The following is a 15,237-nucleotide window of genomic DNA, read 5'->3' as shown; positions in this document are numbered from 1 at the left end:
TCCTCGCTTCCGGCGTCATTGGAGCAAGGCGGCTATGCATCTCTCCTGACGTTTCGACACGGCAGGAGAGGTGATGTGACGCTCTCCGCCGCAGCAATTCTGGGTCTCGCCGCGCAATGCGCGCCTGATGTAGCTCCGGAGACGATTGCGGCGATCGTCCAGACCGAAAGCCAGGGCTATGAACTGGCGATCAACGTCAACGGATTGGCGCGCAAGGTTTCCCAGCCAACCACGTTGCCGCAGGCAATCGCAGTATCGCGTGCCTATGTCGCCAAAGGCTATTCGGTCGACTTGGGGCTTGGGCAGATTAATTCCCGAAACATGAAGGCCCTTGGCCTCACATGGGATACTGTCTTCGAACCCTGCACTAATCTCGCAGCTGCCGGCGCAGTGCTCGCTGGCAATTACCGACAAGTCAGGGCTGCTCATCACCCGCAACGGGCGCTGCGCATAGCGCTTTCCATGTACAACACAGGCTCGAAATCGCGTGGCTTTGCCAATGGCTATGTCGGCCGCGTGGTCGGCAACGCCGGCATCGCCGACACGGCCATGCCCGTCGCAGCCCACCCTATTACCGTTTCCAGTGCCCCTGACACTGCTACTTTGGCCCCGGCGACGATGCTGGCCGCACTGGTCGAGGAAAACGCGTCCGACACGGGACAGGCGCAAGCCATCCCCACCCCCCCGCCGCCATCGTGGGACGTGTTCGCGAAGGCGGAATTTGAGCGAGCGAGGCTCGCCGGAGAAGGAGACAACCGATGAACCTTGTGTCGCTCGGCGTGCCGACGCTTCCATTCCGATCGCGCGTCGCTGCTCGCATCGATGCTATGTCGGCACGCCACCGCAGACTGGCGCGCTTCCTATCGATGATCGGCCTGGTGGCATTGGCATCGCTTCTGTCGGCAGAACCGGCGCTGGCGCAAACGAACCTCGAAAGTTTCGGCCAGTCCGTGCTGAACCTTCTCAGCAATGGTCTCCTGCGCACGGTCGCCATTCTGGCGATCATCGCCGCTGGATTTGGCTGGCTGACAGGGCGAGTGAACACGGGCGCGCTGGTGACGGTCATCATCGGCATCGCGCTGATCTTCTCAGCGCCCTGGATCGTCGATCAGCTCAACGCCGGCTGAGGCTTGGGCGGGTGCGCAGCGCCCCGCCATCACCGTCAAGGACGGAGGTTGCATTATATGAACGAGGAACGGGAAATCATGGCGCGCAACCCGCTGTTTCTGGCGGTGACGCGCCCTGCGCTTTTCGCCGGAATCCCAATTGAGGCAGCCGTCGTCATCCTTCTATCCTCAGTGATCGTGCTAATCGGGTTCAACAATCCGGTTTATGCAGCGGTCATTGCGGCGGTGCTGTTCGGCATTTCACGGCTGATCGTGCGCCACGACGTCAATGCGTTTCGGCTGATCTTCCTGTGGGGACGCACCAAGGCAGCGAACCGCAATCGCGCCTTCTGGGGCGGGTCCAGCTACACACCCCTCCCGCTCAAAGGCATCAAGCGCAAGGGGTTCGGTCGCCATGCCTAAAGCGAGCCGCCTGTCCGACCAGGTGCCCTTGAAGGTGGCGCTCAAGGAAGTGCTGCCGACCAAATTCCTGCCCTATGCGCGCCATGTCACCGACGAGGTGGTTGCACTCGATTCCGGCGCCATCATGCTGACGTTCGAATTACAAGGACGTGCCTTCGAAACCGCCGACGTTCGCGATCTCAACGACTGGCACGCCAAGCTCAACGGCATGCTGCGCAACCTCCATGATGATCGGCTGTCGATCTGGACGCATCTGGTTCGGGCGCGGGTTGAACAATATCCCGGCGGCAACTTTCGCTCTCGCTTCGCGCGCGACCTCGATGCTGCTTATTTTGCGCGGATGAACAAGGAGCGGATGTTCATCAACCGCTTCTTTGTGACGCTCGTGCTGCGTCCTGCCATCCATGGCGCCGACAAGCTGGTCCAGCTCTTCAAAAGCAAAGCCCGCGCGAACGCCGAAGCCGACGCGATCGACGCCGATCTTCTCGAAGCGCTGGAAGACAAGGCGCGTGATTTCGAAAAGCTGATGGACCGTTGCTCGCCGCGCAGACTGGCGATCTATGGGCATAACGGCCTCAAATTCTCCGAGACTATGGAAGTCGCGGAAATGGTGATGACGGGACGGCATCGCCGGGTTCCGATCATTCGTGGCCACCTTGGCAGTGCGCTATACCGTCAGCGCGTCATCTTCGGTGGCGAGACGGTCGAGGTCCGCGATGCGGATCGCAGCGCGTTTGGCGGCATCTTCGGCATTCGGGAATATCCGGCCTTTACGACGCCGCGCCAGTTTGAATCGCTGCTCGCCGTCGATTTCGGGTTCGTCCTCACCCAATCTTTCACGTTCTTGGGCCGTGCTGCCGCATCAGAGCGGTTCCGGCTGCGCCAGAAGCAGATGGAAAACGCCGACGATCGTGCCGTCAGTCAGATGCTCGATCTCGAAGACGCTGCCGACGATCTGATGTCGAACCGCTTCGTGCTGGGCGACCATCATTTTACGCTGGCAGTCTATTCCGACAGCCTCAAGGGCCTACGCGATAATATGTCGATCGCACGCGCTGCTCTTGCCGATACCGGTATGGTGGCCGCGCGCGAGGGAGCTGCGCTGGAGGCTGCGTATTGGAGCCAGCTTGTCGGCAATTTCGCATGGCGTGCCAGACCGGCTCCGATCACGTCGCTCAATTTCGCCGCCTTCTCTCCCTTCCACACCTATCCAGCGGGCCTCGCCATCGGCAATCATTGGGGTGATGCCATCGCCCTCATGAAGACAAGCGCGCGCAGTCCCTATTTCTTCAGCTTCCACAAGCGCGATCTCGGCCACACGCTCGTCATTGGCCCCTCTGGCGGGGGCAAGACCGTCATCGTCAATTTCCTCATGGCGCAGGCAGAAAAGACCGGCGCGAGGCAGATATTCATCGACAAGGATCGCGGTGCGCAGATTTTCGTGCTGGCATCCGGGGGGACATATCTCGCTTTGGCGAATGGGACGCCCACTGGCTTTGCGCCCCTCAAAGCATTGGAAAATACCGCCGAAGACCGGGCCTGGCTGTCCCTTTTCGTGCGCCAGCTCGTCCGCACGGAAAGCCGCCCGATTTCGGTTCAGGAGGAGCGGATGATCGACGAGGGGATCGCCGCAGTGATGCGACTGCCCCGTGAAGATCGATCGCTCGATGCTCTGCGCACCATGCTCGGCATGGCGGACGCAAGCGGGATCGGCGCGCGCCTGGAAAAGTGGACGGCGCGTGGATCGATGGGGTGGGTCTTCGACAATGCGGCCGACGAAATGACACTCGATACCCGCTTCATCGGCTTCGACATGACGGACTTCCTCGACAATGGCGAAATCCGCGCGCCGGTGATGCTTTACCTCTTCCATCGGATCGACAAGCTGCTGACGGGCGAGCGCACGATCATCGCCGTCGACGAGTTCTGGAAGGCGTTGGGCGACGAGGCGTTCCGTTCCTTCGCCCAGGACGGCTTGAAAACTTACCGGAAGCGCAACGCGCTTATGGTGTTTGCCACGCAGTCGCCGGCTGACGCCCTCAAGAGCGACATTGCCCATTCCATTCTTGAACAGGTTGCGACCCAGGTGATGCTGCCAAATCCCAAGGGCGCACGCCGCGATTATGTTGACGGCTTCTCGCTGACGGACGCCGAATATCAGCTCATCCGCGAAGAGCTTTCCCCGGAATCCCGCAAATTTCTGGTGAAGCAGGGCCATGACAGCGTGGTTGTCGAACTGGACCTGACCGGCCTCGACGATGAACTGGCCGTGCTGTCGGGCCGCGCGGAAACCACCTCCATAGCGATCGAAACCGCTGCCGAATTTGGGCCGGACCCGGCGACCTGGCTCCCGATCTTCCACCAACGTCGCCGCCCAAGCTGAAGGAGAAATGACATGCGTCGTTTGAAGGGTGTCACCATCGCGCTGGCTGGGTCCGCGCTCATGTGCGCCGGGACGGCGCAGGCCCAGCTTGGCACCGGGATCGTGTTCGATCCACGAGCCTTTGCGCAGCAGATCAAGCAATTGGAGCAGGCCCGCCAAGCCATCCTTCAAGGCAAGCAGCAGATCGAGCAAGCGCAATCGCTGTATCGCGATCTCAATAAGGCGACCGACATCAGCAATGTTGCCAACCAGCTCAAGAGCGACATGCTGCGCACAAGCGATGTCTCGTCGTCCAGCCTCGACGGCTACACGAACGGCAATGTCGATGTCGTAGGCGGCCTGCGCGGCAAGGCGAACGATGTCTATCAAGATCTCATCGGCCGTTCGTCACAAGCCTCTACGGAAAGCGAGCGCGCCGCCTATGAGCAGGGCGCACGCGAAGCGGCGGTATCTACCGGCCTTGCCAGCAACGTCGGCGATGCGGTCACAAGCCGCCGCGAAGGGCTGGAAGAGCTACGCGGCCGCCTTGGCAGTGCGACATCGGCTGCGGAGCGGGCCGATATGTCGGCTCGGCTGCAACTGGAACAGGCGCAGATGATGAACGACCAGATGGCGTTGCAAGCGGTGGAGCTTCAGCGCCGTGCGAAGGCTGAAGCTGATTACCAGCGATATGTCGCTTTGCAGCAATCCGACCGTGCTGATTTCAAAGCTGGGATGGGAATCGATTGATGCCCCATGTGAATATTCGGTGTTTGGGCGTTGCTTTGGCCGTCATGGCGATCGCTGGCTGTACGAAGTCGGAGGAAAAGCAGGCTGGCGATGACCTACGGTCGGACATGCCCCTGCGCGATGTCGCATTTTATGCCGAACATCAGCCCGAGCGCGGAGAGATGGAGACGGTCTGTGCTCAGTGGAAATCGTCACAGCGGCCGCCTGCAAGTTGGCCATCTATCGTCGTGTCGACCTGCAACAACGTCGATAGCGCCAACGAGCTACTGAAATCCCGCAAAGACAGAGACGACTTCAAAAAAGGAATGGGTCTCTAACCCAGTTTTCATGCTCACCACCGAGTAAGGGGTAGGATAGTGGGAAACCTCTTCCAGACCATGTTCACTTACCTAAACGATGCACTGGCTGGGGTTATCGCTGCCTATGCGGGTGTGGTGGGCTGGATTTCAGGCCCCCTTCGGGTAGGCGTGACAATCTATATTATCTTGCTGGGCCTCGCGATCCTTCGGGGGGCAGTCGAATATCCGTTCCGCGAATTTGTCTATCGTGGGATGAAACTGGCGGCGCTCGTTTTCGCTGTCACGACCTTATATGGCGCATCCGTAAGCCTCTTCACCATGGATGGGCTACCGCGTGACGTAGCGACTGCGGTCGGAGGGCCAAGCGTTAATGGCCTTGGCGACTTCTTCGACCAGATGGTCAGGGGTGCATCCAACACCGTAGTCAAAATTACGGAAATTCAGGACGCCCGCACAGCCGCTGCGGGGAAAAATCTCGTTGGGCTACCGAACAATATAGTCGAGATATTTTTCACCGGAATTTACTGCCTCATTCTAATGGTACTCGCCATTCTATCAGCGGCACTCGGCTTCACCATTTGCGCCTTCGCGCTATTTTCATTGGCGCTCTTAGCAGTTGTTGGGCCGATATTCGTTGCGGCACTGCTATTCGAATCGACCCGATCCTTTTTCTTTTCGTGGCTTGGATCAGTCATCAACTACGTGATGCTGGTTGCGTTCGCACTCCTCTTAACAATCTTCATCCGTAACACTGGGGAAGATTTCATGAGCCAAGCCTTCACCGGAGACACAAACATTCCGGTCATCGCGATCAGAGCTATCGCATTTTATGTGCTGGGTTTTTTCTTTTTCCTCCAAATTCCGGGCCTCGCTGCCGGTCTCGGAGGCGGTGGCGCATCACTCGCCACGCAGTTCGCGAACGCGGCCACTGGCAATGTCGCACCCATGATTGGGCGCGCAATGTCCAACGCGCCATCGAACGCTGTCGCACGCGCATGGCGCTCCGCCCGCCGTAGCGGCTCAGGAAGCCGTGCCACTGGCGGTACGCTCAGCCGCACCAACTAGCTCGGAGAGATGGAATGAAAATCGCATCTGCCTTTGCTGTTCTCGCGCTTGCATCCCTGGCATTTCCGATGCCGGCAAGCGCGGCGAAAGATGAAAAGCTGGCCCGCTGCAACGGCAGGCATAAGCGTCCAGCGAACCCCTATGGAAGCGTCCTGCCGACGGTTCCGGATCGCTCAACCGGTCCGGCAAGCCCAACTGTGCCACATGGCACACCCCCGACGCCGGGCGCTCCAGGCTCGTCGGCACCGCCTGCGACCAATCTCTTTCCGTCTGATGCGCCGCCCAATCCCCCATTGGGAGCCGATACGTCTCGGGCTGACAAAGTGCCGGCGATCGGTGCTGTAACGACTTCCTCAAGCGCCAGAGCGGCGCTCCCTCCCAAATTTGCGAGCTGCTGATATGGCGATCGGCGTAAGAGATCAGGACGAAGACCTGAAGGCGTATTTCGCGGAGGCGGAAAGCTGGGATCGAGACAGGTTCGTTGCCGCTGCGCGGTCGCGCCGGGTGGCATGGATCGTTGCCGGGGTCTCGACGACATTGGCTGTCGTCAGCGTCGGGTCGGTCATGGCCCTGTCACCACTCAAAACCGTCGTTCCTTACGTCGTGACAGTGGACCGATCGACGGGGGCTACCGACGTCACGCAAGAGCTGCGCGGCGACAAGGCGATCACCTATGACGAGGCGGTTCGCAAATACTTTCTCGCTGACTACGTGCGCAATCGCGAAGGGTGGATTCCTCAAGCTCGGGAAGAGTTCTTCCGCAAGGTACTGGCTCTATCTAACCGGGAGGAGCAGACCCGCTGGACGACCTTCTATCGGAAGGACAACCCGGACTCTCCGCAAAACCAGTTCACGGCCAATGACTCCGTGTTCGTGGCGATACGCTCGGTAGCGTTCATCTCGCCGAATGTCGCCCAGATACGGTTCGTCAAACGGCTAGAGCGCGACCAGCAGGTGATCGAGACGCCCGCCATCGCGACAATCACTTTCGATGTGCTGTCGAAGCCGGAAACGGAATCCGGTCGATATGCCAACCCGCTCGGATTTCAGGTTCGATCCTACCGGGCCGACGCGGAGGTTCCGACGCGATGAAAACTACGCTTCTCATGGCGACCACGATCTGCGCCTTCATATCCGCGCCGGTGATGGCCGAGCAGACACCGCGCCAGCTTGGCCCGGATATGCGTATCCGCGAGGTCAACTATACCGACGGCAATGTGATCGCGATCCGCAGCGCCTTCCGCACGGCGACGCAAATCGAATTTGCCGCGGGCGAGGTCATCAAGTTCGTGGCCATGGGGGATACCGTCTCCTGGGAAGTGGCCCCGGCTGAAAATTCTTTGTTCGTGAAACCGCGTGAGCGTGCTGGGGCTACCAACCTGATCGTCGTCACTGACTTTCAGGGAACCAAGCGCAACTACACGTTCGAGCTGGCGGCTGTAGCGAGCGCGCGTTCCGCAGGCACCTTCTTCAAGGTCCGCCTGCGCTATCCCGAATTTGAAGCGCAGGAGGCTCGTATTGCGGCCCAGCGCGTTCAGCTCACCAAGGCGCTGGAGATGCAGAACGGGGCGATCAAGACCGCCCTCGACATTGGCGTGCTCGAAGGCAAGCGCAATCTCGCCTATCAGGTGCAGGGCGCTTCCGATCTACAACCTTCGGAGATCAGCGATAACGGGCAGTTCACGGTTTTGCGCTTCCCGAACCAGCGGGAGATTCCTGCCATCTTCACCGTCAACCCTGACGGAAGCGAGGCAACGGCACCCTTTGACGTGAGAGACGAGTTCGTCGTCATCCACGGCGTTTACAAGGAAATGCGGCTGCGCCGGGGCAAGGTCGTCCTGTGCATCTACAACGAAAATCCCACCTTCTATGGCCGTGATCCGAAAACGGACACGGCATCGGAAGTGGTCGAGCGCACGACGGAGAACTGACGTGACGGACAAGAGATTTGACGTCGATGCGACGCCCGACGTGAACGAAATCGACCGCACACCGGCAGCCGATCGGCCGAACCGCATTCCTTCCCTCAACGCCGTCCAGTGGGACAATAAGAAGATGATCGTCGGTGCGGCGCTGGGAGGCGCGGCCATCTTCACCATCCTGACCCTCATCACAGGTTCGGGCGGCAACAACCAGGCGATCCAAGCCAAACGAAAGGCGCCTCCTGCTGCGGCAGAAGCCCCCTATGATCCTAACACGGTCATTGCGCCGACGCTGGCGACCGCGCCACGCGATCCCAATGCTCCGGTCCAGCTCGCCGGCGATCAGGTTCCGGCAATCGGACCTGACGGCCAACCTATCACGCCCTATGGCGCGTCAGGTGGACAGCAAAGTCGACAGGCAAGCGAAGCAGAGCGCCGCGCCAATGAAGCACGCCAGCTCAGCGACAATGCGCGCCGGTCGACGCTAATTGCCTACAACGCCAATCAAGGTTTGGCACGCCCTCAAGACGATGGTCGCACCGATCTGCCGCCGTCCCAAGGCGGGCCGGATAATAGCCAACCGTCCGCTACGAAGCTGGACGGCCTGAAGCAAACTTCCTCGATCGGCACGGCCTCTGCGCGGATGATCGGGGACCGCAACTATCTCGTTACCGCTGGTGCCATCCTGCCGTGTACGCTTCAGACCGCGATGGATAGCAGCGTGCCAGGCTATACGACCTGCATCATCCCGCGCGACATCTACTCGGACAACGGCCGTGTCGTGCTGCTTGAAAAGGGGACGCGCGTATTCGGCGAGTACCAAGGCGGATTACAGCGCGGCCAAAATCGCCTCTTCGCCATGTGGACCCGTGCAGTGACACCGCGCGGCGTTGCCATCGACATTGGCTCGCCTGCTTCCGATCCGGTCGGTCGTTCCGGCATAACCGGCAAGATCGATCGCTTCTTCTGGCAACGGTTCGGTGCCGCGATGCTCTTCAGCGTGCTTGACGCTGGCGGTCAGATTGCGGGCCAGGCCGTCAGCCCCGCTGGCTCCACTGTCTTCCGCACTCCCGGCGACACGACATCGCAGGTATTGCAGGACACCCAACAGATACGACCGATCGTGCGCGTGAACCAAGGGACAGAACTGGCCATCACCGTGGCCAAGGACTTCGATTTCTCGCAGGTCTATGGGCTGAGCCTCAAATGACCTCGGCGGCGTTCCGCAACACAGCGATCCTCGATCATGCCGTTCGCCCGCTGCGCCGCTTTCTCGACGCTGACGATGTAACCGAAGTCGTCATCAATGAGCCAGAAATCATCGGCATCGAGCGCCGGGGTGGATGGACCTGGGAGCGCGAAGGCGCGTTGACCCTTGAATCGCTCAACCAACTGGCTCGGGCAGCAGCGGCGTTCACATCACAGGATGTATCGCGCGAAACCCCAATCTGCTCGACCATTTTTCCGACCGGGGAACGTGTCCAGCTCGTGCTTCCACCTGTCGTTCCCGACGGGACGGTGTCGATCACGGTGCGCAAGCCATCTACCAAAACGATGTCGATGGCCGATTTCGAGGCGAGCGGCCTGTTCGCTGATACAAAGGTGGCGAGCAAGCGCGCGTCAGCAGCGTGGAAGAGCGGCTTCAGGGCCTTCTCCACGCTGGTAGGCATGTCGAGTTCTTCGAGCTGGCCGTGCGCAGCCGTCTCAACATCCTGATCTCTGGCGCTACCGGCTCAGGCAAGACCACTTTTTCCAAGGGTCTCATCAAGCTGATCCCGGAAAATGAACGGCTTCTGACAATCGAGGATACCCGCGAGCTGGTCGTGCCGCACAAGAACGTCGTCCATATGATCTACAGCAAGGACGGCACTGGAACGGCGAAGGTGACGGCCAAGGAGCTTCTTGAAAGCGCCTTACGCATGAGGCCCGATCGCATTCTGCTTCAGGAGCTGCGTGACGGAACCGCCTTCTTCTACCTGCGCAACGTCAACAGCGGGCATCCTGGCTCGATCACCACGATCCATGCGGATTCCGCTGAACTGGCGTTCGAGCAGCTGACACTGCTGGTTAAAGAAAGCGAGGGAGGCGCCGATCTGGGCCTCTGTGCATTGTAGGGACACGGATTCACGGTAGGCATCGACGTCAGGGGTAGCGAACTATTTGCGCAGGTTCTCGATGCCAAGTTCGCGCCATATCCAAGTGAAGTCGTAGGTGGCCATCGGGTCGTTCGCGTCGAGTTGGCTGCTGCTGCGGTTTTCGAGATGCTTGAGCCACCCGGCTACTCGGTGCCGGCCTGCGGCAGTTTGAACGGCTGCGCGCGGGGTGATGTCGCCGAGCATGCCGACGGGTTCATCGAGCGTCGCGCGGTACTGACGGTCGAGCATGGCATGGATGAGCGGGGTTGCAACCTCTGGCGCAATGGCGGGTGCCGGTTCGGATGATGTCAGCCCCTCGGCCCGCGCCGCCATGGCCTGTTCGACCGTCTCAATCGTGGTCAGCGGCGAGCCGACCAACCCGGCGAGCGCATCGTTGATAAGCGCGGTGCCGCGTTTCGCTCGCTCGGCCGAGGTGACGGCGAGCATCAGGGCGCGGCCTTTCAATTCGACATTGCCGAGCACCGGGGTGCCGTCCGCCATCGTCACACCCCACGCCATGCGCCCGGTGCTTTTCGCTTTTCCGTTCGGTTTCTCGCCCAGCCAGTTCCAAAAGTGCGTGGTTTCCCGCTGAAGCGCAGGGACAGTATCAAGCCGCTCGCCGACCAGCGCCTGGGTCACGCCGCGTGCGAAGGGAAAGCGCACGCGGTGGAACATCACCTCCTCGCCATCAATGTTGTGCAGCGTGGGGATGGGCGCCGGTCCCATGGTCTTGGGAACGACATCGAACAGCCATGCCGTGCTGATGAGGGCCGGAAGTGCAGCCAGATCGTCGGCGTCTAGGTTCAACGCGGTGCGCGGGCTGCGCTTGCCCTTCGAGCGCCGTAGATCGGCGACGAGCGCCTCGGCCGCCTCCATCGTGAACGACAGCACGCCGCCCGACAGGAGGTGCTTGCCTCCGACCTGCACGACGCGGGCACCGATCCTGTCCCATTGCTTCAGCGTCTGCGAGGCGCTGCGCTCGGATACTCGAAGCGGCTCGCCGCCCCGGATCAGGTCGCGCACGAGGAAGCCGCTGCCGGGCTCGACCTCGCTGACCTCGTGGAGGCTCATCACTGACGATCGAAGGGCACGCAGGTAGATTTTGGTCGGGCCGCTCTCATTCCAGCCCCGGCGCCGAATATAGTCATCGACGATGTTCCGGTCGGGTTGGATGGTGCGCGTCAGCAGATCCTCGAACGCGCATCCCCACAACACGCCGGCCCAATGATCGCCGACGATGTCCGCCAGCTCGTCCGCTTCGAAGTCGAACTCCTCCATCGCCAGCCCGAGATGATCGCCGAGCGCCTCGCCCAGATGCTCGCCCCAGGCCGGCGAGGTGGCGAACTTCATGACGCCGGACAGATCGTGACCACGCTTCATGCCTGTTCCCTCTGCTGCTGACTGAATTGCTGGCGGTGCGCGGCGACGATGCGCGAGACGGTGGGTTCACTGACGCCGTAGAGCCGCGCCATCTCGGCACCGGACTTGCGGCCGGACGTGACGGACTCGGCGATTTCGCGGCGCTGCTTGTCGCCGAGCTTGGGCCGACGCCCGCCGATCCGTCCTTCTGCGCGAGCCTGGGCAAGGCCGGCGCTGGTACGCTCGCGAATCATGGCCCGCTCGAACTCGGCGAAGCTTCCCACCATCTGCATCATCATCCGCCCTGCCGCGGTGGTGGTGTCGATCGCCTCGGTCAGTGAGCGGAAGCCCGCGCCTGCCAGCTCGATCCGCTCCATGATGTGCAGCATATCCTTTAGGCTGCGCGACAGCCGGTCAAGCTTCCAGACGACGACGACGTCTCCGTCGCGCAACTGGCCGATCATCTCCAGAAGCTTGGGTCGGTCCCACCGCCCACCGCTGGCGGTCTCCTCGAACACCCGCTTGCAGCCGGCCGCATCGAGCGCGCGCCGCTGCGCGGCGTTCGACTGGTCGTCGCCCTTCGACACGCGGGCATAACCGATCAGATAGGGTTCGCGCGTCATCTGCGTCTCTTTCACAAACGGCCGTATCTGGAGGCGGAAACAGCATGCACCAATTTCCGCAGCCTTGGGTCTTTCACAATCCTCTTTCACTAAGCCAACAAAAGGCAAGAGGTTTTTGGAGGATGAAACATGCCCGCACGTATTCCGATGACCCAGCGGCAGCGCGCCGCGTTGCTTGCTTTGCCCGACAGCGAGGCGGCGGTGGTGCGACATCATGGCCTCGATGCCGAGGACCTTGCTGCGATCGGCTTCGCACGCACTCCGGCGACCCGCTTGAGCTATGCCCTGCAACTCTGCTGCCTGCGCTATCCGGGGCGACATCTGCGCACAGGCGAGCTGTTGCCTGCAATCATGCTCGACCACATCGCCGAACAGGTCGGAGTGGATGCAGGCGTCGTCGCCGACTTCGCGCGGCGAGCGCCGACCCGCTACGATCAGCTTGCCGCCATCAAGGCGCGCTTCGGCTTCACCGATCTCAGCCGGCCAGCGCGCGGCATCATGATGACCTGGCTAGAAACCGAAGCCATGGCCATCGTGGACGGGCGTATTCTGCTCGATCGACTGCTCGACGAGCTGCGCACGCGGCGCATCGTCATCCCTGGCATCAGCGTCGTTGAGCGGATGGCGGCCGAGGCGATGCTGCGGGCGGAAACCGATCTGGTCGCCGCAGTCGACGATAAACTCGATGCGGATATGCGTCAGCGTCTCGATACGCTGGTCGACGAGAAGGTGCATCACCGACAGAGCCGCTTGTCGTGGTTGCGCGAACCGGAGCCCCGCGTAGCGTCAGCCTCGCTCGCTGAAATCCTCGAAAAGGTCGCGCTGATTCACAGGACCGGTATTGCCTGTGTTCCGGTCGATCCCCTGCACGAGCCACGCCTGACGCAGTTCGCCCGCGAAGGCGTGCGCTATACCGCCCAGGCTTTCCAACAGATGCGCGCTTCCCGCAGGCGGGTCATCCTGCTTGCTACGCTGCGCGAGCTGGAGGCCACGCTTACCGACGCGGCGATCGCCATGTTCGGCACCTTGATGGGACGCGCTCATCTTCGTGCCCGCAAACGCCTGGAACAGGGGATCGCGATCTCGGGACGCGAAGGCCGCGACCGGCTGATGCGCATCGCCACTGTGCTGGAAACAGTTAGCCGGGCAGCACGTGCCGGTGAAGATATCGGCGCGGCCCTCAGGGATATCGTGCCTCTCGACATGCTCGATGCCGATGCCGCGATCATCCGTCGTACCGCGGCACCTCACAGGGACGATGTGCTAAGCGAGATCGCAGCCGAGTACCGGACCTTCAAGCGAACAGGACCTCTATTCCTGCAAACGCTCGATTTCCACGGTCGGGCCGGCACCGCGGCATTGCGCGACGCGATGGCGATCCTGTCGAATCTTGATGGCGACTGGCGCAAGCCCCTCCCTGCCGACGTTCCGCTCGGTCATGTCGAGCGGCGCTGGCACCGCCATGTCGTGGTCGCCGGCAAGATCGACCGGACGCACTGGGAGATGGCGACTTACGGCGCGCTCACCAATGCACTGGCCTCGGGTGATATCTGGGTGCCGAGGTCAAGGCTGCACAGGTCGCTGGACGTGCTGCTCGCGCCGTTATCCGGCGCAGCGCTGCAACCGCCGTTCTCGCTCGGTAATCCACACGCATGGCTCGATCAGCGCGCCGCGCAGCTCGACAGCGCCTTGCGCGACGTCGCCCACAATCTGGCCGGACGCGATGCTGCCCTGTTCGCTGGCGAGCGATTGCGATTTCCCAAGGAACTGAAGGACGATGATGCCAGGCACGACGAAGGACGGCGCCTGACGCTTGCCTGCTACGACATGCTGCCTGCCACGCGTATCACCGACGTGTTGTCGCAAGTCGAACGCTGGACCGGCTTCACCCGGCACTTCGGGCACGTCTCGACCGGGTTGCCGCCTGGCGATGAGCAGGCCTTCCTCGCCACTCTGATTGCCGAAGCGACCAATCTTGGGCTGTCGCGCATGGCCGAGGTATGCGGCGCAGGGTCACGCCGCGCGCTGCTGCGCATGCAGACATGGCACATGCGCGAGGAAACCTTTCGGGCGGCGCTCGCCTGTCTGACCGACGCCATCCACGCCGAGCCGATCGCCGCCTGGTTTGGGCAAGGACACCGGGCTTCCGCGGATGGCCAGGCCTTCTACCTGGGCGGGCCGGGCGAAGCCGGCGGAGCGGTCAACGCCCATTATGGTCGCGACCCAGTGGTCAAGATCTACACCACCATCACCGACCGCTACGCGCCGCTGCACCAGACGGTGATCGCCGGCACGGCAGGAGAAGCCATCCATGCGCTCGATGGGCTCCTCGGCCATGACAGCAACGCCGATCTGACCGCGCTGCACGTCGATGGAGGCGGCGTTTCCGACATCGTATTCGCGACGATGCATCTCCTCGGGCTCGATTTCGAGCCGCGCATTCCTCGCCTGTCCGACCGGCGCCTCTACGCTTTCGAACCCTCGAAGCGCTATGGCAGGCTTGCGCCACTGTTCGGTCACAGGCTCAACCGGGACCTGATCGTCAGCCACTGGCCCGATATTGAACGTGTCATTGGCGCGATCCGTCACCGCACCGTCACGCCATCGTTGATCCTGAAGAAGCTGTCCGCCTACCGCCAGCAGAACAGCCTCGCTGCGGCGCTGCGGGAGATCGGGCGGATCGAGCGCACGCTGTTCACGCTCCGCTGGTTCGAGGATCCGGCTCTGCGCCGTACCGTCACTGCCGAGTTGAACAAGGGCGAGGCCCGCAACAGCCTTGTCCGGGCGGTCGCCTTCCATCGGCTCGGCCGTTTTCGCGACCGTGGCCTGGAGAACCAGCAGACCCGAGCGGCCGCGCTCAACCTCGTCACCGCAGCGATTATCCTGTTCAACTGTCGCTATCTGGGGCGCGCCGTCGACGAAATGCGTCGTCGAGGAAGCCCCATCGATCCAGCTATGCTGTCCCGGCTCTCGCCGTTGGGTTGGGATCGCATCAATCTCACCGGCGATTATGTCTGGTCCGATCACCTCGATCTCGACGCCAACGGCCTCATGCCGCTGCTCATCAAACCGCTACCGTGAATCCGTGTCCTGATAATGCACAGGGGCCGTTTCCCAATTCGCGCGTCGTGCAAGAGATCAGGAATCTGGTTGCAACGGTGGAAGAGACGCCGGCGGACCGGCGGTGTCTGGT

Annotated in this window: 13 protein-coding genes and 1 pseudogene; 12 read left to right on the top strand and 2 right to left on the bottom strand. The window is 61.8% G+C overall.

The genetic code is table 11. From position 1 onward, the window contains the following. The first annotated feature begins 75 nt into the window (after nt 1-75). From N6H05_RS25910 to virB11, 11 genes and pseudogenes are all read left to right on the top strand, one after another. Nucleotides 76-762: a lytic transglycosylase domain-containing protein gene (locus N6H05_RS25910; RefSeq protein ID WP_284114437.1), complete on the top strand. Its 687-nt coding sequence runs from the start codon at nt 76-78 to the stop codon at nt 760-762. Further along, nucleotides 759-1,127 carry a TrbC/VirB2 family protein gene (locus N6H05_RS25905; RefSeq protein ID WP_284114436.1) on the top strand — a complete coding sequence of 123 codons (369 nt, stop codon included), beginning with the start codon at nt 759-761 and terminating at the stop codon, nt 1,125-1,127. The genes N6H05_RS25910 and N6H05_RS25905 overlap by 4 nt, the downstream gene beginning before the upstream one ends. Nucleotides 1,128-1,184: 57 nt before the next feature. Further along, nucleotides 1,185-1,529, top strand: a complete 345-nt coding sequence (locus N6H05_RS25900) for a VirB3 family type IV secretion system protein (protein WP_284114435.1) — start codon at nt 1,185-1,187, stop codon at nt 1,527-1,529. After that, nucleotides 1,522-3,912, top strand: coding sequence for a VirB4 family type IV secretion/conjugal transfer ATPase (locus N6H05_RS25895; RefSeq protein ID WP_284114434.1), 2,391 nt, complete (start codon nt 1,522-1,524; stop codon nt 3,910-3,912). Before N6H05_RS25900 ends, N6H05_RS25895 begins: the two co-directional genes overlap by 8 nt. Before the next feature lie 12 nt (nt 3,913-3,924). Next, the gene (locus tag N6H05_RS25890) at nt 3,925-4,641 is read left to right on the top strand and encodes a type IV secretion system protein (RefSeq protein ID WP_284114433.1); all 717 of its coding nucleotides are present in this window, start codon (nt 3,925-3,927) and stop codon (nt 4,639-4,641) included. Beyond that, entirely contained in the window at nt 4,641-4,958 is a 318-nt protein-coding gene (locus N6H05_RS25885; protein ID WP_284114432.1) for a hypothetical protein, read from the top strand. The genes N6H05_RS25890 and N6H05_RS25885 overlap by 1 nt, the downstream gene beginning before the upstream one ends. A gap of 39 nt (nt 4,959-4,997) precedes the next feature. Continuing rightward, nucleotides 4,998-6,005: a TrbL/VirB6 family protein gene (locus tag N6H05_RS25880; protein WP_284114430.1), complete on the top strand. Its 1,008-nt coding sequence runs from the start codon at nt 4,998-5,000 to the stop codon at nt 6,003-6,005. 399 nt (nt 6,006-6,404) lie between these two features. Beyond that, nucleotides 6,405-7,097, top strand: coding sequence for a VirB8 family type IV secretion system protein (locus tag N6H05_RS25875; RefSeq protein ID WP_284114429.1), 693 nt, complete (start codon nt 6,405-6,407; stop codon nt 7,095-7,097). Continuing rightward, the gene (locus N6H05_RS25870) at nt 7,094-7,936 is read left to right on the top strand and encodes a TrbG/VirB9 family P-type conjugative transfer protein (RefSeq protein WP_284114428.1); all 843 of its coding nucleotides are present in this window, start codon (nt 7,094-7,096) and stop codon (nt 7,934-7,936) included. The genes N6H05_RS25875 and N6H05_RS25870 overlap by 4 nt, the downstream gene beginning before the upstream one ends. Before the next feature lies 1 nt (nt 7,937). Further along, on the top strand, nt 7,938-9,137 hold the full coding sequence (gene virB10, locus N6H05_RS25865) for a type IV secretion system protein VirB10 (protein WP_284114427.1): 1,200 nt from the start codon (nt 7,938-7,940) through the stop codon (nt 9,135-9,137). Continuing rightward, nucleotides 9,134-10,023 (top strand): annotated as a pseudogene (gene virB11, locus N6H05_RS25860) (P-type DNA transfer ATPase VirB11); the annotation flags it as partial. The gene virB10 and the pseudogene virB11, both read left to right, overlap by 4 nt. Nucleotides 10,024-10,083: 60 nt before the next feature. Here the strand turns inward: virB11 and N6H05_RS25855 are convergent. Both N6H05_RS25855 and N6H05_RS25850 read right to left on the bottom strand, forming a co-directional pair. Further along, nucleotides 10,084-11,442: a DUF7986 domain-containing protein gene (locus N6H05_RS25855; protein ID WP_007015766.1), complete on the bottom strand. Its 1,359-nt coding sequence runs from the start codon at nt 11,440-11,442 to the stop codon at nt 10,084-10,086. After that, nucleotides 11,439-12,044 (bottom strand): recombinase family protein, encoded by a 606-nt coding sequence (locus N6H05_RS25850; protein WP_026109404.1) that lies wholly within the window; start codon nt 12,042-12,044, stop codon nt 11,439-11,441. The genes N6H05_RS25855 and N6H05_RS25850 overlap by 4 nt, the downstream gene beginning before the upstream one ends. 129 nt (nt 12,045-12,173) lie before the next feature. Between N6H05_RS25850 and N6H05_RS25845 the strand changes: the two genes are divergently transcribed. Further along, entirely contained in the window at nt 12,174-15,125 is a 2,952-nt protein-coding gene (locus N6H05_RS25845) for a Tn3 family transposase (RefSeq protein WP_284114425.1), read from the top strand. Nucleotides 15,126-15,237 lie beyond the last annotated feature (112 nt).

Origin of the sequence: Sphingobium sp. WTD-1, from assembly GCF_030128825.1 — a bacterium.
Classification (GTDB): Bacteria; Pseudomonadota; Alphaproteobacteria; order Sphingomonadales; family Sphingomonadaceae; genus Sphingobium.
This window is presented reverse-complemented; position numbering and strand designations above follow the sequence as displayed.